This is a genomic window from Arthrobacter sp. UCD-GKA, assembly GCF_001863355.1.
Taxonomy (GTDB): domain Bacteria; phylum Actinomycetota; class Actinomycetes; order Actinomycetales; family Micrococcaceae; genus Paeniglutamicibacter.
This window is the reverse complement of record NZ_MOLR01000004.1, coordinates 614,782-639,411: the sequence shown is the minus strand read 5'-3', so window position 1 is coordinate 639,411 and position 24,630 is coordinate 614,782. Positions and strand designations below refer to the sequence as shown.

Sequence of the window (24,630 nt, the reverse complement as noted above, 5' to 3'; positions counted from 1 at the left end):
TATACCATTGAAGAAATCAACACCTTGAAGGGACCCACCATGGAACTTGAAGCGGACACCATGAAACCGGCCATCAACAGGCTCAAGCGCGCCCAGGGCCAGCTGAACGCCGTGATCCGCATGCTGGAGGAAGGCGGCGACTGCCGCGCGGTGGTCACCCAGCTTTCCGCCGCTTCGAAGGCCATCGACCGCGCGGGGTTCTCCATCATCGCCACCGGGCTCGAACAGTGCCTGAAAAGTGAGGATCCCACCGCCGACCGCGCCGACATGGAAAAGCTCTTCCTCTCGCTGGCCTAACGCACCCACCCGGCGGTCGCCTTCCCCGGGCATTAAGCACAGCACTCCGGCGGTCTGGCAGCGCCCATGCGCGAACTTCGGCATCTCGGCGGCTTGGCAACCGCCAGGGCATCATTCCCCTAAACCCATCAGTCGCTGCGCCCTGAGTGGCGGCATCTAATGTAGTTGCTTCATCCAGCGGCCCGAAGACGCAACAGCAAAGTCCAGAAAACACGGTCACTAAGCGTTGTGTCATGGGCCGAGGGGTCTTCCCGGAAGCGACTGGTTCCGGTGAACGGCAGGTCGAGCGTGGCAGAGGCCTTTCGGTCAGACATGGACTCCCGGGGGCCCGCAACCCGGACTCCTGGACAGGCTTTGGCCGGTGGGGCTACTTGGCCTGCAGGTCCTGGATGAAGGCTTCGGCCCGGCTGAGGTTCAGTGCCAGCTTGTCCAGCTTCGCGTTGGCATGGGCAATGAAGCCTTCAAGCCTGGCCCGGGCCTCCGGATTGTTCGTGTCGTCGGCCAGGGCGTCGACCGTATCGAGCAGCTCGCCCATTTCCTCCAGGCTGAATCCCAGCGGTTTCATGGAGCGGATCACGAGCATGCGCTGCAGGTCGGAGTCGGTATAGATCCGAAAGCCCCCCTCGCTGCGCGTGGTTGCCGGAAGCAGGCCGACCTCGTCGTAGTGGCGGATGGTGCGCTGGGACAGGCCGGTGGCCTCGGCCAGGTCCCCGATGTGCATCGTCTGGCCAGCCTTGATGGGTCGGGTCGTTTCATCCATAGGGGTCTCCTTCTTCCTCGAATTTCAACCTTACCTTTACGTTAAGGTAGATTTGAAATCACTTGATGCGCTGCCACGGCCATTCCTAGTCGCGGCCATGCATTGCACAACGCAATGGCGCACACACCCCACTGATTCTATGTAGCTGAGCGCCAGAGCGCGCCGACCCCCTGAACGGAGCCACCCATGGCCACGAAAACCACCCCAGGACACCCGGTCCTGGCCCCGGAGGAACGCCAGTCCGTCGTACGCACCCTCAGGTCCCCGCGCCTGCTCAAGACCGAGGTCCTGGCCGGGCTGGTCGTGGCGCTGGCCTTGATTCCCGAGGCCATCGCCTTCTCCATCATTGCCGGCGTCGATCCCCGTATCGGGCTGTTTGCCTCCTTCACCATGGCCGTGTCCATCGCCTTCCTCGGCGGGCGGCCGGCCATGATCTCCGCCGCCACCGGCGCCATTGCCCTGGTCATCGCCCCGCTGGTGAAAAGTCATGGCGTGGACTACTTCATCGCCGCAGTCATCCTGGCCGGGATCCTCCAGATCATCCTGGCGCTGCTGGGCGTGGCCAAGCTGATGCGCTTCATCCCCCGGCAGGTGATGGTCGGATTCGTCAACGCCCTGGCAATCCTGATCTTCATGTCCCAGGTCCCCGAACTGCTCGGGGTCCCGTGGTTGGTCTACCCGCTCACGGCCCTGGGCCTGCTGATCGTCTTCGGCCTGCCCAAGATCACCACCGCGGTCCCCGCGCCCCTGGTCGCCATCGTGGTACTCACGCTGATCGCCGTCCTGGCATCCCTGGCCGTGCCGACCGTCGGGGACAAGGGCGAAATGCCCGAAAGCCTGCCCTCGTTGTTTTTGCCCAACGTTCCGTTGGACCTTGAGACCCTGCAGGTCCTGTTCCCCTACGCTTTGGCCATGGCCTTCGTGGGACTGCTTGAATCCCTGATGACTGCAAAACTCGTCGATGACGTCACCGACACCCGGTCCAACAAGACCCGCGAATCCTGGGGCCAGGGCGCGGCAAACATCATCACCGGGTTCTTCGGCGGCATGGGCGGCTGCGCGATGATCGGCCAGACCATGATCAACGTCAAGGCCTCCGGCGCCCGCACCCGCATTTCCACCTTCCTGGCCGGGGCGTTCCTGCTGATCCTGGTCGTCGCCCTGGGGGATGTCGTGGCCTTGATCCCGATGGCAGCACTGGTGGCAGTGATGATCTTCGTGTCCGTGACCACCTTCGACTGGCACAGCATCAAGCCCTCCACGCTGCGCATGATGCCCAAGAGCGAAACCACCGTCATGCTCGTCACCGTCATCTTCACCGTCGCCACCCACAACCTGGCCATCGGCGTCGGCGTCGGGGTCCTGACCGCGATGGTCCTCTTCGCCAACCGGGTCGCTCACCTGGTCACCGTGGAACGGCGCATCGAGGAGCACTTCGGGGAACAAATTGCCAAGTACGAAGTCAACGGGGAACTGTTCTTCGCCTCCTCCAACGACCTCTACACCCAGTTCGACTACGTCGAGGATCCCAACCGCGTGGTCATCGACCTGTACAACTCGCATTTGTGGGACGCATCCACCATCGCTTCCCTAGACGCCATCACCGCCAAATACGCCAAGTACGGCAAGACCGTGGAGATCGAGGGACTGAACGCGGCCAGCCTGAAAATGCGCGAACGCATGGCCGGGAAACTCGGAGCGGGGCACTAAGCGTCTATCCCCTCCGAGCCCGTGCTCATTCGGCCAATTAGCACTGCAAAAACCACGCCATTTATCGCTGCGATTCACACTGCTGGGCGGTGAGGTCTTGTTGATTGGTGGAGACTCGGGCGTACCCGACCAGATGCTGTGGCATGCCATTAGTGTAGCGTTTAGGCTACCTTCACCGGGCTTTATTGCGGGCGGGGCATGCGCGAATGAGGTTTCCGTGAAATTTCAACCTTTTTAGAGATCGGATTTTCGATGATCGGGTGTCGCGCTGGGGGATCGGCATACGCAATCCTCCGCTTAAGGATGACAGTTCAAGAATTAAACCCTCGACGGATTCACTGCTGTCTTTTCATCCACTGAATCTTGGCCGGCCCGTGGCTGGTTGGCAAATTGCTAATACGCCGACCGGGCGTGAGCCGCTCATTTGCCGACCTGCCCCGAAAGGTCCGACTTCTGGCAAGTCCGACCTTCGGGCTAGGACCTAACAAATCGAAATGTCCTCAAGCCCGGGATGGCTTGAATTGCGGTTACGACTCTTGACCCGCCAACCTGGGCCAAGACGGACGTCCCAGGAGGGATTCGATGGCCCGGCCGACGCTGAAGACCGTGGCCTCGTCGTAGGGGTGGCCCACTACCTGCACCCCTGTGGGAACCCCGTTGTCCGCCAGTCCGCTGGGTAGTCCCAGCACCGGACAGCGGTTGGCAACGTTGAACGGGCTGGTCAGGTGCGCCTCCCAATAGTGGCCCAGCCGATGGCCGCCGGCCTGGATTCCTTCGAGATAGTCTCCATCGGCCGCAAGCGAGGCCACGGCGGATGTGGGGCACAGCAACACGTCGAACCCTTCCATGGCGGCTGCCAGATCCACTTGCATTCTCCGGTCAAGTTCCAGTGAATCCACCAAGGTGTGCCGCTGGCCTGCCGCGCGCGCATCAGCCATGAACTTCCTTGTGTATGCGGCCAGGTGGTTCTCGGTGCCCGCGGTTTCAGCCTCCATGGCCGGTCCCAGGATGTGCCCGAAGTGGGCGAAGACCGTTTCGGTGATTTGCTCCGTGGTCCATGGCAGATCCACGGGCACGACGACGGCGCCTGCAGCCTCCAGTGAACCGGCCACTGCAAGGGTGTTGGCCAGGATCTCCGGGGCCACGGGGTAGTTTCCCAGCGTGGTGGACAGGGCAATCCTGACGCCCTTAACCGAGACCGTCCCGGCCGGGAAGCCGAGGCCTGCCCGCCCGTCCGGTGCCGGGCCCCAGGATCCGTGGTCGGTGCCATGCCTACCCGAGATGACCGCGGCCAGCAGGGCCGTATCGGCAACGGTGCGTGCCATCGGGCCATCACCGCGGTACCAGTCGGCCGTCAACGGACCCGCCCCGGGCACTCGTCCGTAGGGTGCCTTGTAGCCGACGGTGCCGGTGAAGCCGGCCGGGATACGGGTGGAGCCGGCGATGTCGCTGGCAGTGGCCAGTGTGGTCATGCCTGCTGCGAGGGCTGCGCCGGCCCCACCGGAGGAACCTCCAGGGGAACACTCCAGATTCCACGGATTGCGGGTGGTGCCCCACATGGGGCTGTGCGTGACCGTGGCGCAACTGAACTCCGGCGACGTGGTGCGGGCATGGATGATGCCCCCGGCCGCCCGGATGCGTTCGATGACCGGGTGGTCGTTCTCGGCGATGCGCCCACGGTGGGCGTACAGGCCTTGTTCGATCCGGTGCCCGGCCAGCGCATGCTTTTCCTTGGTCGCGACCGGCAGCCCGAGCAGTGCTCCTGGTTCATCCCTGGTTCTGGCGCAGCGTGCATATTCATCGGCGGCGGCCCGGGCCTGCACCATGGCTCCGTCGAGGAGCAGTTCGGTGAATGCGTTGATGCCGGTATCCCGGTCCCCATTGACGGTCTCGATGCGTTGGACGATGCTGGCCAACAGTTCCACGGGGGAAAGCTGCAGCGATCGGAATGCTGCGCGGGCACTGCAGGCATCAAGATATGCCAAGTTCCCGACGTCACTCGCAGTGTCATTAACCCCGCCGAGGGCGCTTTTGCCCACAGCAGCGTTCTGGGTTGGCTTGGCCTTATTTTTCAACGGGTACCTTCATCATGGGTGAGCCGAATCGATGGGATATGTGTGTTCTCACTTCCCGGCGAGACCTGCGTTGATTGCTCCTTCGATGCGTTTGGAGAAGAAACGCAGGGCAAGGCCCAGTGCAATGGCGATGACGGCGATCATCCCCAGATACACGTTCTCATTCATGGTGGAGTAAATCTGGCCTAGAAGTCCGGACAAGGACGATCCCGCGGCTAATGCCAGGAAGATCAAGGCGACAAGTTGCGACTTGTATTTTTCCGGTGCGATGCGTGTTGCCAAAGACAGTCCGATGGGACCGACCATGACCTCGGAAATCCCGACGATGACCATGAAAAACAACATCACGAGCAGAGGAATCCGCGTTCCGGAGACCAGGGACGCGCCAAGCAGCACGAGGTAGCCGACTCCAATCTGGAGCATGCCGAACGAAAACTTGTTTGCTGCCCCGGGCTGTCGAGCGCCCATCCCGGTCCACATCCGAGCGATCAGGGGAGTGGCCAAAACGGCGGCAAGTGGGCCCATGGTGGTGACCCACGCTGCTGGGAAAGACCAGGAACCGAGATTGAGATCCACTCGCTCGGTGATGATGATGGCGATGGTGGTGAAGTTCTGGAAGAGGAACCCAAAATAAAGGCCGCTGCATACGAACAGGGGGATGAAACCTCGAAGGCGTACCTTTTCTACGGGGGTGACGACCTTGGAGGAGAGCATGATGGTGAAGTAAATGGCAGAAGCAGCGACGATGGTCAGGGCAGTGGCATTTGCCATGTTTGCGCTATTGAGAAGGCCACTGGTCCATGCAAGGGCAATCAGGGCGGCGATTGAGGCAATGACCAGCACCGGCTTGCCGAGGCTGCGTGGTGGCAGGGGATTGCGGACCAGTCCGGCTTGGACCGGAAGTCTTCGCATGCCCACCATGTACTGGATGAGGGCGGCAACCATGCCGATGGCTGCGAGGCCAAAGCCCAGGTGGAAACCAGCGGTGCTCTGCGCGAAGCCGGTGGCCAAAGGACCGAGGACGGCACCGATATTAATTGCCATGTAGAAGTAGGAGAAACCTGCGTCGCGTTTGGACTGGTCGGATTCCAATAGGAAACCGACGATTGAGGTGATGTTGGTTTTCAAGGCTCCCGTGCCCAGCACGATGAGACCCAATCCCGTGGCCAAACCCACGAGCCCGGGAAGGAAAGCCAAGGCCACGTGTCCGAACGTGATGACAACACCACCCCACAACACCATTTTTTTGGGAGCCAGAACCCGGTCACCCATCCAGGCCCCGAAGATCTGGGCCAGATACACGGCGCCACCGTATGCACCGACAATGCTGACCGCAGTGGTGGGGCCAAGGTTCAACCCTCCTTCTTCAATCGAGTAAAGAAGGTAGAACGCGAGAATGCCCTGGAGACCGTAGAAACTAAAGCGTTCCCAGAGTTCGGTAAAGGCCAGCCCACTCAACCCCGCCGGTAGGCGACTGGTCCGGGGAGCGGAGTGTGGCGCGCCGGATGCGGTGCGTTGGTCTGTGGTTGTCATGGGGATTCACCTTGGGTTGGAGAAGGTCGGAGGAAAGGCCGGGTGGATGATGCCGGACACATGGTCCTGTAATCTAAGCCACATACATGAAACCATGAGTAAATGTCTTGGTCAATGACATTGACTAAGATGACGTTGAGCCCTTTAATGGAATGATCGATCTCTCGACGGACCCTAGCAAGGAGTTTTTATGGAGATGAATGATGAATTGGCGCGGACCAAGCTCCCGCGGGGAGCCCTCTCCGAACGAGTGATCGCGCAGCAAGCCCTCCGCTTGTTGGACAGCGCGGGAACCAGCGGTTTCACCCTGCCCTCGCTTGGGCGCGCCCTGCGGGCCGACCAGACTGCTGTATACCGTCACTTCTCCGGGAAAGACGAAATTATTCTGGCCGTCGCTGACTTACTGCTCGAGGAGGTGCTAACGGGCTTCGAGCCTTCCGAATGCTGGAGAACAACCCTGGCTGACCTCAGTCGCAGAATGCGTGATGTCTACAAATTGCATCCCGCTGCCGGTTCGCTTTCGGCTTCCCGAACCACGGGCAGAGAAGGCGAAAAGAAGGTGGTGGAGGTTTTCCTGGCCGCCATTCTCGATGCCGGCTTTAAGGATCGCGAAGCTGCGCTGTATTACCGTGTTGCCGCTGACTTCTCATTGTTCTGGGCAGGTGGGCACGCCAGCTACCTCTCGCTTGACCCCTCACGACAGCTGAACGACGAAACTTCATGGTCGCGCGAGTACTTCAATGCCGACCCCTCGATCCATCCGCATACGGCGGCAATTCGCGGACACCTGGTAGAGGTCGGTTTTGATGAGATTTTCGAAGCGGCATTGACCTTGATGCTCGACGGGATCAACGCACGGGCATCCAAGCCATGCCAATGCCCAGCTGCCGACATGACCCCAACGGACGCACGCCGAGCCCGAACGTAAACGCCAATCATCGCGTAGGAGCAATTTGATGACCAACAATTCAGAACCACCCCTGGATGTAATCATTGTCGGAGCGGGTGTGGCCGGTCTTTGCGCTGCCCGCACGCTTAAAGACCGCGGGTTGGAAGTCCTCGTACTGGAGGCACGCAACCGCATGGGCGGGCGCGTCCTGACCTCTCGCAGTGATCAACACCGCCCCATCGAACTCGGCGCCGAAATGCTCCATACCAACGGGAACCCACTGCTGGAAGTGTTCGCAGCCGCCGGAGTGGATACGCCCTATGTGGGGGGTACCCGGACGCTATCTGCAGACTTCCACGACCGCCTGAAACTGCTCCTCGAGGATGCGCCCGCACCGGCCAACGGACAGCCTGTCAGCACATACCTTGACCAGTTCCCTTCCGGGACAGAACGAAACCTCATGGAGGAAGCCCTTGAGGCACAGCTGGGCCGTGAAGCGCACCGGAAAACGAGTGCCTCCGACGCAATCAATGAACTCAAGCTCGAACTCGAACACGGCGAATTCATGGGAGTCCACAACTCTCGGGTACCGCAGGGGCTTGACCAAATCACACAGGTACTCGCCAGTGATTTGCAGGTACAGACTGCGACACGGGTTGAACGCATTGCACTAACCGACGACGGCGTCGAAGTCAGCGCAAAAACCGCAGACTCTACCCAAATCTTCCGGGCTGCTCGTGTTGTCGTTACCCTGCCGCTTGGAGTTCTAAAGAATAACGACGTCCAATTCGTTCCGCCGCTGCCCGAGCGCACGGTTCGAGCGATCCACGAGATGACAAGCTTGGATATAGTGAAGGTTCTCTTCGGTTTTGATGGGGACGTGTGGTCCGGCGGGGACGATATCGTGCATTGTGAATCCGGGGCACTGAGCTCCATTTGGAATTCAACCTACGAGGGGACGCCCGCCGACCAAACAGTCCTCGTCGCGTGGGCTGTGGGTGACAAGGCACGACGGCTTCTCGAAATGCAGAGCCCCGATGTCATTGACGAGACACTCGGAGAAGTCCGAAGGGAACTGGACAACCCCCACCTCGTGCCAAGCTTTTCCGCATACCACTCGTGGATGGGGGACCCCTTCGCACGAGGGGCCTATAGCCACCTTCCACCTGGCGCCGCACCGGATTCGCGGCACCGCCTGTCCCAAGCAATCGAAGACAAAATTTTTTGGGCCGGCGAAGCCACGGCGCAGTGGCGCCCCCGCACGGTCCAGGGCGCATATCTATCCGGTCTGCGGGTTGCCGATGAGATCGCACCGGTAAACGCGTAGGGATGAGCGCGTGGAACGAATGGCCCGATAAGTAGTATCCGAGTGCTGGGATGGGCCTTCAATACGCTTCAGAAGTCGTCCGATCGATTTACGGATCGGACGACTTCGGCCAGACATGTTGATCGCAGCACCAATTGGCCGGGACATGTCAACGACATGTGGCCAGGTGACGGAAACGCTTCCCCGCAACCCAGTGATCCTCATGCTTGAGGCAATCACAATACGGCTAGAAATCCCCCTTGCCGCCATGATCCAACGGCTTGTCGCTAAGAATCGCCGGTCTTCTTCATGGGCCGCCATGCGCTGTGGAAACCGAGCAATTTACCGCGGCTTTTCACAGTATTCAACGGTCTGATTTTTGGTGCCAGGGCGTCGCGGTGGGGGATCGGCCATTGCGACGCTTCACCATTCCCGAAAACGAAACGGCAGTACCGCGTCCGACGGATGGCGGACTACGGTACTGCCGTTTCGCGTAGGACGTTTTACGGCCAGAATGTTGCCGGAGTCATCCCGGCGCGGAGGCTATCCGCCGATGCCGGTGATGGCGACCATGATGGGGACGATGCTGATGATGAGGATGGCGCCAAGGATGTCGAAGACCACTCCTGTGCGGATCATCCTGGTGATGGGCACGGTTCCGGAGCCGTAGACGATGGCGTTCTGCGGGGTTGAGACAGGGAGCATGAACCCGAAGGAGGCCGCGAAGGTCGCCGCGAGGGCGGGGATGAACGGGTCGACGTCCATGGCCATGCACAGGGGGATGACGATGGGAACCACGACGGCCGCGGAGGCGGTGTTGCTGGTGGTCTCGGAAATGAGGATGGCCAGGATCACGGCGAACGCGGTGATGGTGACGATGTTGGTGATGCCCAGGCTCTCGGAGGCGCTGGTTCCGATGGTTTCGGCCAGTCCCGTGGCGGCCAGAAGGGAGCCGAAGATGATGCCGGTGCCAAAGAGGATGATTGTTCCCCAGTCGATCTTGGCGGCGTCCGACCAGGTGAGGGTGGCTTGGCGCTTCTTCCAGTTGGTGGGGAGGATGAACAGCAGCGAGGCGCCGAGCACTGCCACGATGCCTTCGTCCAACCTGTCGTCCAGGAAGATGTACGGTTCTGAATCCGCGCCGAAGATCAGGCTTGCGAAGGCCGGGAGAAGCCAGAGAGTGACGGTGAACCCGAAGGCGATCAGGGTGTTGATCTCGGCGCGCTTCATCTTGCCGTGGGCGGCCTTTTGCTCACGGATGAACTCGTCAACGCCTTCAATGTGGCGGATTTCGGGTTTGTTGATCAGGAACATTACCAGGGCCAGCACGACGAACATGGCCAGGCAAAGCGGTGCTGCGGTGGCGGTCCACTGGGCGAAGGAAATGCGTTCCCCGGTGGCTTCCTCAATGAGACCGCGGCCAATGAGGTTTGGCGGGGCTCCCACGGGTGTGAGCAGTCCGCCGACGCTGGCGCCGTAGGCCAGCATCAGCATGAGGGCCGCGCCAACGCGCAGCCGCAACGGGTCGAAGTCTGCCTTGACCACTCCGCGATCCTGCATGAGTTGGGCAATGACAGCCAGGATGCCCAGTGCGGTGGGCATGAGCATGGCGACCGTCGCGGTGTTCGAGACGAAGGCCGAGAGAATGCAGGTGATCACGCCGAAAGCGATGATGATGCGGTAGGTGGATTTGGCGACCCCGGGGATGGAAAGTACGGCGAAGGCCAGTCGCTGGGCTATGCCGTGCTTCAGCATCGCCTGGGCAAGGATGAACGCGCCGATGAAGGTGAAGATGGTTGTTGAGCCGAAAGGCCGTAGGACATCACTGGCTGGCGCGACCCCGAGGATCACGGTGGCGGCGACGCCAATGAGCCCTCCCACCGGGATGGGAACTGGTTCACAGATCCAGAGGATGATCACGCCCAAGAGGATCGCTGCCAGTAGTTGTTGCTTCGGGTCCATGGCCGTGGGCAGTAGGGCGAAGATGATCGCCACGGCCGGGGCTAGGAAGAACCCCAGAGTTTGGCGTCCCCGCTCGAATTTTTCTTCGCGGGGCGAGAGGGTTTGCTCGCTCAGGCTGCGGAACGTTTTCCCGCCCAGCAGGGCGGCCGTGACGTTGGTGCGCCGGGGCGATGCTGTTGTTTGCGTAGGTAGGGGGAGATTGTGAGACATCCTCGTCCTTTGGTCGATGGGTGACACCAAACATCTCTCGGTGATCCGCATCACGTCTAAGACTAGTTTCCTACCACCTGGATAGGTAAATCCGATGCAATGGCTCCTGGTGCCGAGGGCTCTGCGGCCGCCGGGACCTCGGCACTCGCGCGGCCGCAGTGCCGGATAACGTGGTTTGCAGGCGTGGAACATAATGGGTGGAGGCTGCGCCACCGGAGGTGCGGCTCGGACAGGTGGGGAAGTGCGCATGGATATCAGGCAGCTGAAGTATTTCTTAGCGGTAGTGGATCATCAGGGTTTCAACCGTGCCGCCGAAAAACTCCTCATAGCCCAGCCTTCCTTGTCGCAAACGATCAAGACACTGGAGCAGGAAGCGGGGGTTCCGCTATTCCACCGGGTGGGACGCAGGGCCGTTCTCAGCGAGGCCGGCAAGGCGCTGGTGGGCCCGGCGCGTTTGGTGCTCCGGGACCTGGAGGCGGCGCAATCCGCGATGGCGGATCTCAAGGGAGTACGCAGCGGCAGGCTCGAGCTGGTGGCCATGCCCTCTCCTGGCATCGAGCCGCTGACGACGATGATCGCCACGTACACCCGGCTGTATCCGGGTATCACGGTAAGCACCGATGCGGCCTTCACGGTCGAGGATGTCGTGACCTCGGTGCGCAACGGCAGCGCAGAGATCGGATTGCTGGGTTCGGACAGTCCCATCAAGGTCCCGGATGTCGACGTCATCCAGCTGGAGCGGCAGCCGCTGGTGCTGATCATCAACCCGCAGGCTGATGAATTCGGCGGCCGAGAGGTCCTGTCCCGCGAGGATCTCGGCGGCCACCGGGTCGTTGTCTCGCAGCGCGGCTCGCTGATGCGGACCTTAGTCGACGATGTCCTGGCCGACGGCGTAGCGGTGGAGATTGTGGCTGAGATCGCCCACCGGACTTCGGTGCTCCCACTGGTCCTGGCCGGCGTGGGGCATGCGGTCATGCCGCAGTCCTGGGCGCCGCTGGCCCGCCAGTCAGGGTTGCGGGTGGCGAGCATTGAGCCGGTATCGGAGCTTCATGTGGCCATCCTGAGCCGCCAAGCCAACCTGACTCCCGCCGCCCGCGCCTTTTTGGAAGTCGCTACGCAATACGCGGCATCGCACACCAACCACGGTTGATAGGTTTTACCTATCTGACGAATCCATTTTTGGTCTTAGACGCATTTCAAGTTAAAGGCTCTAATTGATACCAACGCCGCATGTGATGCGGAGCACTTTCGATTAGGAGTTTGACCATGAGTGAGACCCACGTTTTCAAGATTGCCTCGATCCCGGCCGACGGTGTCGGCAAGGAGGTCGTCGCCGCTGGCCGCAGAGTCCTGGACACCGTCGCCGAGCAGTCCGCCGGAAAGTTCGCCTTCGACTGGACCGAATTCCCGTGGGGCTGCGAATACTACGCCGAGCACGGGGTCATGATGGACCCCAACGGCCTGGAGACTCTGAAGGGCTTCGATTCGATCTATTTCGGCGCCGTCGGCTGGGAAAACGTCCCGGACCACATCAGCCTCTGGGGCCTGCGCCTGAACATCACGCAGAACTTCGACCAGTGGGCCAACATCCGCCCGGTCAAGTTCCTGCCCGGCGTCACCTCCCCGCTGCGTAAGGCCGATGACACCGAGCTCGACTGGATTGTCGTTCGGGAAAACAGCGAGGGCGAATACGCCGGCCTGGGCGGGCGCAACCTCTCAGGCCGCGGTCCGGGCAACGAGATCGCCCTGCAGACCGCATTGTTCACCGAAAAGGGCTGCGAACGCATCATCCGCTTCGCCTTCGATCTGGCCCGCACCCGCACGGTGAAGAAGGTTTCCTCGGTCACCAAGTCCAACGCCCAGCAGTACGGCATGGTGCTCTGGGACGAGACCTTCAACCGCGTGGCCTTGGACTACCCGGACGTGCGCACCGAGAGCGTGCTGGTCGACGCCATGAGCGCCAAGTTCATCCTTAATCCGGAAGACCTGTCCGTTGTCGTCGCCTCGAACCTCAACGCCGACATCCTCTCGGACTTGGGCTCGGCACTGGCCGGCAGCCTAGGCCTGGCCGCCAGCGCCAACCTGAACCCCGAGCGCCGCTTCCCCTCCATGTTCGAGCCGGTCCACGGCACCGCGCCGGACATCGCCGGGAAGGGCATCAGCAACCCGATCGGCGCCATCGCCAGCGCCGCCCTGATGCTTGACCACTTCGGGCTCCACGAAGAAGGACGCCGGGTCGAGGCCGCCATCGAAACCGCAACGGCCTCCGGGAACCTCACCCGTGATATCGGTGGCACCTCCAGCACCGATACCGTCACCGAGGCCATCCTCGAGGCCCTGAGCAAGAAGCTCACCGCAGTCTAGATCTCCAGATCCGAGCACCAACCCGGGGGCGGGTCGCATCAGTAACCTGCCCCCGGGACCCAAGCCGCGAAGTGTTTCCGCCTTCCGGCCCACCCAATCACTTTCCAAGTCCCGCCTCCGAACAAGCGTGAGAGTCCCCGGAGCACGACTTATTCCAACAACGAGGTAGGAATCATGGGCAACACCCTGCACAGCGACACCCTCCGGCCCGTACGCAAGCGCTGGTACCGGCAACTCTACTTTTGGGTCTTGATCGGGATCGTCAGCGGCATCCTGGTCGGTTGGCTGCTCCCGTCAACGGGCGAGGCCCTGCAACCAATCGGCACCACCTTCATTGAAGCAATGAAAATGCTGATCGGCCCCATAGTCTTCCTGACCATTGTCGGGGGAATCGCCAGCGTCGCCGACCTGAAAAAGGTTGGAACAACCGGATTGAAGGCTCTGGGATACTTCCAGATCGGCACCATCTGTGCCATGCTCTTGGGCCTGGTCGCGATCAACATCTTCCGCCTGGGTGACGGTGTCAACGCAGATGCGAGCAAGCTCGAGGCTACCGGAAGCGCCGCCGACCTGATCGAAAAGGGCGAGAACCAGCAGTGGTGGGAGTTCCTGACTCACGTTATCCCCGGCAGCGTGGCATCTCCCTTCGTCGAGGGCGACATCCTGCAGATCATCTTCATGGCCGTCATCTTCGGCATTGCCCTGAATGCGGTTGGCAAGGTCGGGGCACCAGTGCTGGACTTCGTTGAGCGACTGACGGCCATTGTCTTCAAGGTCCTGAACTTCATCATGAAGGCCGCGCCGCTAGGCGCCTTCGGTGCCATGGCCTTCGCCGTAGGCAAGTACGGCGTGGAAACACTCAGCAGCCTGGGCTGGCTCGTCCTGCTCTTCTACGGCACCTCTATCGTCTTCGTCGTCGTGTTCCTCGGCGGGGTCATGGCCTTCTTGAAACTGAACATCTTCTCGATGCTGCGCCACTTTAAGGAAGAACTCCTCCTGATCCTGGGAACCTCCACTGCCGAACCTGCGCTGCCGGGACTCATGCGCAAGCTTGAACACGCGGGCGTGAAGAAGGAAACGGTCGGACTGGTTGTCCCCACCGGGTACAGCTTCAACCTCGACGGCGCCGCGATCTACCTGTCCCTGGCGGCGCTGTATATCGCTCAAGCAACGAATACCGAATTGACGATCGGCCAACAGTTCGGGCTTCTGGCCGTCATGTTGCTGACCTCCAAGGGTGCGGCGGGAGTCGCCGGGGGTGGCTTCATCGCACTTACGGCGACGCTGAGCACACTGGGCACCATTCCGGCGGCGGGAATCATGCTGATCTTCGGCATCGACAAGTTCATGTCCGAATGCCGCGCCGTAGTGAACTTCTGCGGCAACGCGGTCGCCACCCTCTTCATCGCATGGTGGGACAAGTCCCTCGATATTGACCGGGTCCGCCGGGTCTTCAACGGCGAAGACGTCCCTCCCCTGGAAGCCATCGAAACCCAAACCGTCACCGATGTGGATTCCTCGACCTCAGGAACGCCTCTCGCCGAGCCGGCCGTATCGCCGCCAGGGCACGGACCGACGGCGGAAGACGAAACACTGGTGGGGGCGGGCGCACGATGAACACGATGAAGGTCCTGCTGGCGCTGGACAAGTTCAAGGGATCGCTCAGCGCCACCGCGGCGGCACAGGCACTGTCGGTGGGCCTGACCGCCCACCCCGGGACGTCCGGGGTTGAGTGCCGCTTCCTGCCGCTGGCAGACGGAGGGGACGGCAGCGTCCAGGCTGCCCTGGCCGCCGGGTTCGCACCACTGCCCATGCACGTCTCCGGTCCTTCCGGCGCCCCGGCCATCGCGACCATCGCCTTCAACGGCACCGCGGCCGTCATCGAGGTCGCCACGACCTCGGGATTGCAGATGCTGCCACCCGGGAACCCGGCACCACTGTCCAGCAGCAGCAACGGCTTCGGCCAAGCCATCAAGGGGACCCTGGGACACGGGCCAACCCAGCTGGTCCTGGCCTTGGGCGGAAGCGCCACCACCGACGGCGGGGCAGGGATGCTTTCAGCCCTGGGCATGCGCTTCTTCGACGCCGCCGGACAGGGCTTCGTACCGGCCGGAGGCACGTTGAAGGACATTTCCTATATCGACGCCTCAGGCCTGGTCCCACTGGCCGGCATCGACTTGGTCGCCGCCAACGACGTGCAAAACCCGCTACTGGGGCAGGACGGAGCGGCGGCCGTGTACGGGCCGCAAAAAGGCGCCACCGCACAAGACGTGCAGCTGCTCGAGGCAGGGCTGGCACACCTGGTCCAAAAGCTCGACGAAGCCGGATGGCCGGCAAGCACCTGTGCCCGTGCCCCGGGTGCAGGAAGCGCCGGCGGCCTCGGATTCGCCGCAATGCTGCTGGGCGCACGCATGGTCTCCGGCGCAGACTTCTTCCTTGACCTGCTCGACTTCGAGACGGCCCTTCAGGGCTGCGACCTCGTCATCACCGGCGAAGGCAAGCTCGACGAACAAACCCTGTCCGGTAAACTCCCCGTGGTGGTGGCCCGCCGCGCCGCCCCGGTCCCGGTCATTGCAGTGGTAGGCCACAACGCCCTGGGCGTCGACTCGCTCCCCGAGAACCGCATCTCCGCCATCCACTCGTTGAGCTCGATGACCGCCCTGGATAGTTCTCGTGATCCCGAGCTTTCGGAGGCGCTACTGACTGAGCTCGGAAAACAAATATCCGCCACCCTTACCCCGCACAAGGACAGCATTCACTCATGAGACGCGCCAAGATCGTTGCCACGTTCGGTCCCGCCATCGGCAGCTACGCTGCCACACTCGCCGTCCTGGAAGCGGGCGTCAATATTGCCCGGTTGAACATGAGCCACGGAGAGCACGACGTGCACGAGCAGACATACCTCAATGTGCGCAAGGCCGCAGAAGAATTGAACCGGCCCGTTGGGATCTTCGCCGACCTCCAGGGACCGAAGATCCGGCTCGGGCGGTTCGCCAAGGGACCACACCACCTCGTCGCGGGTCAGCGGTTCACCATCACCATTGACGAGATCGAAGGTACCGCCCAGATCTGTTCCACCACCTTCAAGGGATTACCCGGCGATGTGAGTCCCGGCGACATCCTGTTGGTTGACGACGGGAAGGTCGCTTTGCGCGCCCTCTCGGTCACCGACACCGAGGTGGTAACCGAGGTCGTGGTGGCGGGAACCGTCTCCAACAACAAGGGGATCAACCTTCCCGGCGTGGCCGTGAGCATCCCCGCCCTCACCCCCAAGGACGAAGAGGATCTGCGTTGGGCGCTGCGCACCGGCGTCGACATGGTCGCCCTATCCTTCGTTCGGGATGCGGCCGACATCCGCCGGGTCCACGAAATCATGGACGAGGAAGGTAGGCGCACCCCCGTCATAGCCAAGATCGAAAAGCCCCAGGCCGTGGACGCTCTGGAGGAAATCATTGACGCCTTCGACGCCATCATGGTTGCCCGCGGCGACCTTGGAGTGGAGCTACCACTGGAGGAAGTGCCCCTGGTGCAAAAACGCGCCATCGAGCTGGCACGGCGACGGGCCAAACCGGTCATCGTCGCCACCCAAGTGCTCGAGTCCATGATCGAGGCCCCCACGCCCACCCGGGCCGAGGCCTCGGACTGCGCCAACGCCGTGCTGGACGGTGCGGACGCAGTCATGCTTTCGGGTGAAACCAGCGTGGGTAAGTATCCGATCGAAACAATCCGCACCATGGCCAAAATCATTGAATCCACGGAGGACCACGGGCTCGAGCGCGTGCCCGCCCTTGGCACTATTCCGAAGACCCAAGGCGGTTCCATCACGCGGGCGGCGGTCGAGATCGCGAACCAGCTGGGCGCCACCTGCATTGCCACCTTCACCCAGACCGGCGATTCAGCACGCCGCCTCTCACGGTTGCGCCCCTCCAAGCCGGTATATGCGTTCACCCCCTCTTCCTCCACCATGAACACCATGACACTTACCTGGGGGATCCAACCGCGAAAGGTCCCGTTCGTGGAACACACCGACGACATGGTCGACCAAGTGGACCGGATGCTCCGCGAAAGCGGCCTGGCCAGGCCAGGGGACCTGGTCGTCATCGCCGCCGGATCGCCCGCAGGCACCGCCGGCTCCACCAACATGCTCAAGCTCCACCGCCTCGTCGACAGGAATGACTGACGGATCAGTCCCAGGGGAGCGCCGACTTCAACGCGGCACCCAAAAACCCAGCCAGCGGCCTGCACGCGGGCTGAGCACCGGATCTCGTTGACGCCCACCGAACTTCTTCGATGGCATCGGTCTTATCGCGGTGGCACCCTGTCGGAAGCGCGTTGTTCGAGCCATGGAATGAGCTAAGGACGACGATGCAAAGACAATAACGGCCTTGCCTCGGGCATGTTTAGCCGCCGGCTATCTGGTGGGGGAGTGTCGCGGTGAGCCATCGTTCATTGAGAACCCCGGTGGAGCCCATCAGCGCTAGAACTAGATTTGACGATCAATGCCTGTCCAAACCGATTGATCGTTCAAGAATGAGAGATGCTGGGCTGCCCCAATAGCTGCGGGACCCCTGAATAGCTACCCATTTCCAGTAGCCTGGCCATATGGATATTGCTGGAGCAAATAATCAGGTCGACTTGGGCGAAGGGATTTTTGAGCGCCTGCTGACCGACCAGCTGGCCAACCGACTGGAATCACTGGCCGGCTACAAACGATCGGTTGTGGACGTGGGGGCTGAGAACGCACCGAGCGAGCTGGCACGGTTCGTCGGCCAAGCCGTCGAGTTACGGTTGAGTGGCTTGGAACCAGAACAAATGATTACGTTGACTAACCGGCTTCTCAACATAGTTGGGCACACCGACGATGTGCTTCCAGGACCCCAGAAACTTATGGAGTTGCAACGGGACAGCGGCATTCGTCGAAGAAGATTCAAACGGCCCCAAACGTCTTTGAGTGCGGCAGCCCTGCTTACTAACAGCCGCGAAGACCCGCAGCTTGCAGCCGAATTGAGGGCAGAAATCTCGTCAGCGGATCGGGTCGATTTGTTGTGTGCATTCATAAAGTGGGAGGGCCTACGCCTACTTTCCGACTCGCTGCAAGCACTCAAGGATCAGGACATCCCGGTACGGGTCATCACAACAACCTATATGGGCGCCACTCAACGCCAAGCCATCGATGAACTGGTTCGGCGCTTCGGCGCCGAAGTCCGCATCAACTACGAGACTAATGCGACCAGGCTTCATGCAAAGGCCTGGATGTTTCACCGAAATTCAGGGTTTGATACTGCATACGTTGGAAGCTCTAACCTCAGCAGGCCTGCATTGCTTGACGGGCTCGAATGGAATGTCCGGCTCTCCGGTGTGGCAACTCCAGGTCTCCTGCAAAAGTTTTCGATGACCTTTGACAGTTATTGGGAGGACAACGCCTTCGTTCCCTACAATCCCGACACCGATGCCGAGCGCCTGGACGCGGCGTTGAAACGCGCAGGCGGCACAACTGCGGAGCGGATGCTTGGCTCCACCGGGTTGGAAGTGCTTCCGTTGTTGCACCAGAAGGAAATGCTGGAAGAACTCGATGCTGCCCGTACCAACCGTGACGAGCATCGAAATCTGGTGGTCGCCGCAACGGGTACCGGGAAGACGGTACTTGCGGCGCTGGACTACAAGCGATTGTGTGAAGCTGCGGGGAGGGAGCTCACGCTTTTGTTCGTGGCACACCGCAAGGAAATCCTTGAGCAGTCCCTCAAAACCTATCGCAAGGTCCTGGGGAAGGGGTCCTTCGGCGAGATGTTCGTGGACGGACAAAAACCGGAGGCCTGGAAGCACGTTTTCGCAAGCGTCCAGTCTCTGTCTGCCCTAGGACTCGACAAGATCGGCTCAAAGGCTTTTGACATTGTGGTGATCGACGAGTTCCACCATGCTGAGGCATCCTCATACCGCCGGCTTATCGAGCATCTGAAACCCATCGAGCTTCTCGGACTCACGGCAACGCCCGAACGCGGCGACGGCATCAATGTTGCCGACACCTACTTTGACGGCAGGATCGCCTCGGAGCTGCGTCTATGGGATGCCTTGGACGCAGACCTGCTGGTTCCCTTCCACTACTTCGGGGTGTCGGACGACGTTGACCTCACCGCAATCGAGTGGAAACGAGGGTCCTACGACCTGGAGCAGCTCAGCAACTTGTACACCGGCAACGACATGCGTGCCCTGAAGATCATCAACGAACTTCGCGACAAGGTACTGAATCCCACCCTGATGCGAGCGCTGGGATTCTGTGTCTCGGTCCAACACGCGCACTACATGGCCAAGGTCTTCAACGAGGCGGGAATCCCTTCGGTGGCGGTGTCGGGAAATTCCAGCACCGAGGAACGCGAGGGAGCGCTGGCCAAGCTGCGCGCCCGCGAACTGAACTGCATCTTTGCCGTCGACCTCTTCAACGAGGGCCTCGACGTACCGGAGATCGACACCATCCTCCTGTTGCGTCCCACACAGAGCTCGACGATCTTCCTCCAGCAACTCGGACGCGGACTGCGTCGTGCCGACGACAAGGCAGTGCTTACCGTGCTGGACTTCATCGGCCAGCAACGCAGGGAGTTCCGCTTCGATGTCAAGTACCGAGCCTTGCTGGACGTGCCGCGCAAGAAACTGGAACGCATCATCGATGAAGGTGCGCCCGGGTTGCCCTCGGGCTGCCAGCTCATGCTTGATCGAGTGGCACGCGCCATCGTGCTGGAGAACATCCGATCCCAACTCAAGCTCAACAAGCCTGCACTTGTTCGTGAAATCAAGTCCCACGGGTTGCTTGGGTTGGACGACTATCTCGAAGAATCCGGCCGAGACGTCAAAGACATCTACCGAAAAACGGGAGATTCCTGGACGGATCTGATCCGCCGGGCAGGATTGATCTCTTCGCGTTCTCCCTGGGAAGATGGCCTTGTTGCCTTCGAGGCTACCCAACAGGACGAGGAACGCGAGCTGCTCAAGCGGGTCACTCGATTTCTCCAAATTGATGATGCGGAGCGCGCCGACGCCTATTCCGAGCTGCTTTCCAAGGATGCCCCGCCCTATGCTGAGCTGGGGCAACGGAACCAGACGTTCGCCCGCATGCTGTTCTACACGTTCTGGGACAACGGCGGAGGCTACGGGTCCTACGATGCCGGGCTGGACCGCATTCGTGCAAACGGGTACCTGGTTGAGGAACTACGCGCTGCGTTTGCGCGGGGCGTGGCTCGCAGCGCGCGAGCGCCGAAGGGACTGCCGCTCGGTTTGCAACAGACTCCGCTGTACTCGCATGCCACCTACTGGCGGTCCGAAGTCCTTGCGGCACTTGACTACGGTTCCTTGGAACAAGGCAAGGGCGTAAACCATCGTGAGGGAGTGGCCTGGTGTCCGCAGGCAAACACCGATGCGCTCTTCGTGACGCTGGACAAGGATGAGACGGTCCACAACCCGAACACACTGTATAAGGACTATGCGATCAGTCCACGGCTTTTCCACTGGGAATCGCAGAACGCAACCGGCCCAACCAGCCCGACCGGGCAGCGCTACTTGAATCGGAAGGATCACGAATCCCACATCCTGCTCTTTACTCGTGATGCTGCGAAGGACGTTGACGGGTTGGTTATGCCGTTCACGTGTCTGGGCACGGTCGACTACATGAAACATGACGGATCAAAGCCGATCGCCATCACTTGGAAATTGCAACGAGATATGCCGGTTAGCGTTTTCACGTCGGCGAATGCCGTCGCCAGATGAAGCGCACGCTGAACGCTGCAAGTTTTCCACGAGTGCACCTTGCTAGGCCGACCGCTGAGAATTGCAGAAAAGATTCCAGGTACTTCGACTACCAGCGTCGGCATTGAGCCAGTGGAATGGGCGCTCGAGCAGAAATGCAGACATGTCCAAGGCGAAAGCGAGAAGCGACCGCGTGGCGGACATGGCTCCGGCCCGCCATCGCAAACGCGAAGACGGGCCGGGAACAAGTGTCAAATTGTTAGATGTCTGTCAGCTCGCGCTTCCGGCCCTCCGGTGCCATAAGCACCGCAATGGCGCAGATGGCAAGGACCGTGATCCAGCCGGCTCCCAGGATCACGCCGCCGGCGGTGACAGCCATAATGCCTGCGGCAATCATGGGCGTGAAGCCTGCACCGATGGTCGAAGAAGCCTGGTAGGCAATCGATGAACCGGTGTAACGGACCCGGGTAGGGAACATTTCGGCTATGAATGCTGCCAATGGGCCGAACATGAACCCCTGGATTCCCTGGCCCAGGATCACCGCCGTTGCGTAGCCGCCCACGGTGCCGGATTCAACCAGGTTCAAGATCGGGAAAGCCGCGGCCATGCCTGCAACGATGCCGATGAGCAGGATGTTCTTGCGGCCGAAGCGGTCGCAGAGCCGTGCGCTGATAATGGTGGCCAGCAGCATTGCAACTGCGGCAAGTGCCTTGGCGTTGAGCACGCCGGTCTTGTCCGCGCCGTTGGCCACGGCCTCGCTGACGGCCCACACGGTGACCATGCCGGCCATGGTGAATTGTGCGACGCCGGCCAAGATGCCCAGGGTCAGCTGGCGGGGGTGGCGGGTGAACACCTCGAGGATCGGCATGCGCCGGCGGTCGGCTTCGCGTTCCAGGTTCTGGAAGAGCGGGCTCTCGGAGACCTTGAGGCGGATGACCAGAGCCAGGGCGACCAACGCCGCGCTGAGCAGGAACGGGATGCGCCAGCCCCACGCAAGGAACTGCTCATCGGGCAACAACGTCGCCGCCGACATGGCCAGGGTTGCCAGCGCGGCCCCTGCAGGGGCACCCATGTTGGCAAAGCTAGCCGCGAAGCCGCGCTTTCCCTTCGGCGCCTGCTCCAGGGCGATCAGCATGGCACCGCCCCATTCGCCGCCCACGGCGATGCCCTGGATGACACGCAGGGTGATCAGCAGGACCGGTGCCATCACTCCGATGGTGGCGGTGGTGGGCAGCAGGCCCATGGCAGTGGTGGCGAGGCCCATCATCACCATGGAGAGGATCAACATTTTCTTGCGTCCCAGGCGGTCGCCGTAGTGACCGAAGATGGCCCCGCCGATCGGGCGGGCTGCATAGCCGGCGGCCAGGGTGCCGAAGGAAGCGAAGGTGGCCCAGCCCGCGTCAAGGTCGACGAAAAAGACCTTGTTGAAGACCACGGCGGCGGCCGTGGCGTAGAGCAGGAAGTCGTAGTACTCGACCGCGCTGCCGACGAAGCTGGAAGCGAGGATTCGCCGCATGTGCGGCGTGTTCAGCGAGGTCTCGGTAACGGCCGGAACGGTGGTGGTGTCGTGTGCCATGATTCCTAATCCTTCTGGGTACTGGTGGCGGAAGCAAGCGCGTCGTTGCGCGCGTGGGCAAAACTGATGGTCTCGAGGTCGTCCGGGACAAAAACCGGCCCGGCGAAGATCTCCTCGGCGGCCCGCCAGACGGCGGGTTCGGCGTTGCCCGGCACCAGGTGGTGCAGGGCAAGTGCTCGGGCTCCTGCGGCGGCGGCGAGTTCTCCGGCCTGCCTTGGGGTGGTGTGCGACTTGCGGTGGTGCTCGATGGTCGCGGTGCGTGTGGCTTCGTCAACGTCGGCGTAGGAGTTGGCGGCCCAATCCATGTCGATGGCCTCGTGCAGGAGCAGGTCTGTGTCCTGTGCGAGACGCACGAGGTTGGCGCAGGGGGCGGTGTCCCCGGAGATGGTGACCGAGCCTTCAGCGGTGTCGAAACGGAAAGCGAAGGCCGGTGCCACCGGGGGATGGGCCACGAGCGTGGCCGTGACGGTGACCAGTTCGTCCGCGTAGATGGTGAACGGTTCCATGCCCTCTGGAGTTGCGTTCTCGTTCGGGTGGTAGCCGGTCTCCGAGGGGATCGCGATGTCGCTGGCCTCGAACACCGTGTACGGCGAGGGACGCAGAGAGTCGAGCATCCGGTCGGTCAGGTCTGCCGAATAGGCGCGGAAGAGATGCTCGACCATGTCCTTGGTGCCGGCGGTCGGGGTGTCGGCGAAGAGCGGCTGGATGTCGCCGTCCGCGTGCTGGTTCACCGGGGGAAGCATGCCGCGGTCGCCCGGGCCCACGATGCGCACCGGGGCACCCTGGCGCTGGCCGGTCATCATCCAGCCGAAGAGCAGCATGCCGGCCATGTCCACGGTGTGGTCCGAGTGCAGGTGGGTCAGGAAGATTCCGCGCAACTGGTTCGGGTCCAGCCCGGCCTCGGCGAACTGGCCGCTGGCCCCGCGGCCGCAGTCGACAAGATAGATGGCCTTGCCGACGACGACAGCGGTGGCAATGCCGTTGCGCCGCCTGCCGGCAGAAGGGGCGCCCCACCAGCGGGGGCCGCCGGCGGTGCCAAGGGTGATGACGCGGGGAGAGAGGTCCATGAATGCTCCTGAAAGGGGAAGGTCTTGGGATCAACTATGACCCAGAACATATACTGTGAAAATCGAAACTAATGATCGATCTTGTTTGAAGGAGTCAACTTTGCTTGCTGTGACCCTGCGCCAGCTGGAGATCTTCCTTGTCGTGGCGGAAGAAGGCACCTTGGCTGCTGCCGCGCAACGCCTGCACATGACTGCAGGCTCGCTGTCGGTGGCCCTCAGCACGCTGGAAAAAACGCTCGGGGTCCAGCTGCTGGTTCGCCGGCGGGCCAAGGGTGCCGCACTCACCGTGGCCGGGCGCGAGCTGGTTGAGAATGCCAGGCAGGTGCTTGCGTCCGCCCACGCGCTCGAAGCCTCTGCCGGAGCCATCCGGGGTGAGCTCGTCGGCACCTTGACGATCGGCTGTTTCGACACCCTGTCCCCGTGGCTGGTGCCGCCGGTGCTTGAGTACTTCGCGGAGCATCACCCGCAGGTCGAGGTCCTCGTGTCCGAGGCCTCCTCCGACGAGCTCCAGCGCCGGCTGCAGCAAGGCGAACTGGATGCGGCCTTCATGTACCAGTTGCACGTGGACACGGACCTGGAACGCGCATTGGTCGCGGCAGTGCGCCTGCAGCTGGTGCTGCCGGCCAACCACCGGCTGGCCGATCGCGACGAGGTCCACTTTGCGGAGCTTGGGGACGAGCCGGCCGTGCTGCTGGGTCTGAAACCGGCGCCGGACCTGATCATGGCCATGACGGAGGCAGCGGGCTTCAAGCCCAATGTCCGGTGGCGCCTGCGCAACGTCGAGACGATCCGCTCGGTGGTGGGCCGCGGCCTGGGATACACCGTGATCATGGGACGCCCGAGCGGGGACAAGACCTACGACGGGCATAAATTGGTCTACAAACGCATCGCGGACAAGCTGCCGGAGAATGCCGTCCAGCTCGTATTCCAGTCCGGGTCGCTCGGCAACGCCAAGATCCGCGCGCTGCGCGACTTCGCCACGTCTCAACTGGGGGACATCGCCGATCCCATGCAGCACTGGGCTTCCGACGCCTAGGCCTGCGGAGGAGCCGCGCTGATGGCTGCCTGCGCAGACGTTCATCGCCAGCTCGTCGCCTAAAAAGTGGCAATCATGCGGATCGTGATGTGCTTGTCTGTCACCTTTGGC

17 protein-coding genes are annotated in these 24,630 nt (G+C 61.9%); 11 read left to right on the top strand and 6 right to left on the bottom strand.

Features of this window, described 5'->3' with window-relative positions:
- The first annotated feature begins 39 nt into the window (after positions 1–39).
- Positions 40–297, top strand: a complete 258-nt coding sequence (locus tag BLJ79_RS09155) for a metal-sensitive transcriptional regulator (RefSeq protein WP_022876876.1) — start codon at positions 40–42, stop codon at positions 295–297.
- 367 nt (positions 298–664) lie between these two features.
- Here BLJ79_RS09155 and BLJ79_RS09150 read toward each other — a convergent pair whose 3' ends face one another.
- The gene (locus BLJ79_RS09150) at positions 665–1,057 is read right to left on the bottom strand and encodes a MerR family transcriptional regulator (protein WP_071214385.1); all 393 of its coding nucleotides are present in this window, start codon (positions 1,055–1,057) and stop codon (positions 665–667) included.
- 186 nt (positions 1,058–1,243) lie between these two features.
- Here BLJ79_RS09150 and BLJ79_RS09145 point away from each other — a divergent pair, with 186 nt between their 5' ends.
- Complete coding sequence (locus BLJ79_RS09145) at positions 1,244–2,767, top strand: SulP family inorganic anion transporter (protein WP_071214384.1); 1,524 nt, start codon at positions 1,244–1,246, stop codon at positions 2,765–2,767.
- 527 nt (positions 2,768–3,294) lie between these two features.
- Here the strand turns inward: BLJ79_RS09145 and BLJ79_RS09140 are convergent.
- Both BLJ79_RS09140 and BLJ79_RS09135 read right to left on the bottom strand, forming a co-directional pair.
- Complete coding sequence (locus BLJ79_RS09140; RefSeq protein ID WP_286135319.1) at positions 3,295–4,692, bottom strand: amidase; 1,398 nt, start codon at positions 4,690–4,692, stop codon at positions 3,295–3,297.
- Positions 4,693–4,890: 198 nt separating this feature from the next.
- On the bottom strand, positions 4,891–6,375 hold the full coding sequence (locus BLJ79_RS09135; RefSeq protein WP_071214382.1) for a peptide MFS transporter: 1,485 nt from the start codon (positions 6,373–6,375) through the stop codon (positions 4,891–4,893).
- Between the two features lie 196 nt (positions 6,376–6,571).
- Here BLJ79_RS09135 and BLJ79_RS09130 point away from each other — a divergent pair, with 196 nt between their 5' ends.
- The gene (locus BLJ79_RS09130) at positions 6,572–7,303 is read left to right on the top strand and encodes a TetR/AcrR family transcriptional regulator (RefSeq protein ID WP_175475426.1); all 732 of its coding nucleotides are present in this window, start codon (positions 6,572–6,574) and stop codon (positions 7,301–7,303) included.
- 28 nt (positions 7,304–7,331) lie between these two features.
- Positions 7,332–8,591 (top strand): flavin monoamine oxidase family protein, encoded by a 1,260-nt coding sequence (locus tag BLJ79_RS22380; RefSeq protein ID WP_083411134.1) that lies wholly within the window; start codon positions 7,332–7,334, stop codon positions 8,589–8,591.
- Positions 8,592–9,113: 522 nt separating this feature from the next.
- On the opposite strand, the gene BLJ79_RS09110 is transcribed toward BLJ79_RS22380, so the two are convergent.
- Entirely contained in the window at positions 9,114–10,742 is a 1,629-nt protein-coding gene (locus BLJ79_RS09110; protein WP_071214377.1) for an SLC13 family permease, read from the bottom strand.
- A 247-nt stretch (positions 10,743–10,989) separates the two neighbouring features.
- Between BLJ79_RS09110 and BLJ79_RS09105 the strand changes: the two genes are divergently transcribed.
- The 6 genes from BLJ79_RS09105 (at position 10,990) to BLJ79_RS09080 (ending at position 20,861) form a co-directional block, all read left to right on the top strand.
- Entirely contained in the window at positions 10,990–11,892 is a 903-nt protein-coding gene (locus tag BLJ79_RS09105; protein ID WP_071214376.1) for a LysR family transcriptional regulator, read from the top strand.
- A gap of 116 nt (positions 11,893–12,008) precedes the next feature.
- Positions 12,009–13,106, top strand: a complete 1,098-nt coding sequence (locus BLJ79_RS09100) for a tartrate dehydrogenase (protein WP_071214375.1) — start codon at positions 12,009–12,011, stop codon at positions 13,104–13,106.
- Positions 13,107–13,280: 174 nt separating this feature from the next.
- Positions 13,281–14,723, top strand: a complete 1,443-nt coding sequence (gene dctA / locus BLJ79_RS09095; RefSeq protein WP_071214374.1) for a C4-dicarboxylate transporter DctA — start codon at positions 13,281–13,283, stop codon at positions 14,721–14,723.
- Positions 14,720–15,871: a glycerate kinase gene (locus tag BLJ79_RS09090; protein WP_217641856.1), complete on the top strand. Its 1,152-nt coding sequence runs from the start codon at positions 14,720–14,722 to the stop codon at positions 15,869–15,871. Before dctA ends, BLJ79_RS09090 begins: the two co-directional genes overlap by 4 nt.
- The gene (pyk, locus tag BLJ79_RS09085; protein ID WP_071214372.1) at positions 15,868–17,286 is read left to right on the top strand and encodes a pyruvate kinase; all 1,419 of its coding nucleotides are present in this window, start codon (positions 15,868–15,870) and stop codon (positions 17,284–17,286) included. Before BLJ79_RS09090 ends, pyk begins: the two co-directional genes overlap by 4 nt.
- Before the next feature lie 422 nt (positions 17,287–17,708).
- Positions 17,709–20,861 (top strand): DEAD/DEAH box helicase, encoded by a 3,153-nt coding sequence (locus tag BLJ79_RS09080; RefSeq protein ID WP_071214371.1) that lies wholly within the window; start codon positions 17,709–17,711, stop codon positions 20,859–20,861.
- Positions 20,862–21,099: 238 nt separating this feature from the next.
- Here BLJ79_RS09080 and BLJ79_RS09075 read toward each other — a convergent pair whose 3' ends face one another.
- Together BLJ79_RS09075 and BLJ79_RS09070 are read right to left on the bottom strand one after the other, a co-directional pair.
- Complete coding sequence (locus BLJ79_RS09075) at positions 21,100–22,416, bottom strand: MFS transporter (RefSeq protein ID WP_071214370.1); 1,317 nt, start codon at positions 22,414–22,416, stop codon at positions 21,100–21,102.
- Between the two features lie 5 nt (positions 22,417–22,421).
- Positions 22,422–23,483: an MBL fold metallo-hydrolase gene (locus tag BLJ79_RS09070; RefSeq protein ID WP_071214369.1), complete on the bottom strand. Its 1,062-nt coding sequence runs from the start codon at positions 23,481–23,483 to the stop codon at positions 22,422–22,424.
- Between the two features lie 109 nt (positions 23,484–23,592).
- Here BLJ79_RS09070 and BLJ79_RS09065 point away from each other — a divergent pair, with 109 nt between their 5' ends.
- The gene (locus BLJ79_RS09065; protein ID WP_286135330.1) at positions 23,593–24,519 is read left to right on the top strand and encodes a LysR family transcriptional regulator; all 927 of its coding nucleotides are present in this window, start codon (positions 23,593–23,595) and stop codon (positions 24,517–24,519) included.
- The last annotated feature ends 111 nt before the right edge of the window (positions 24,520–24,630 follow it).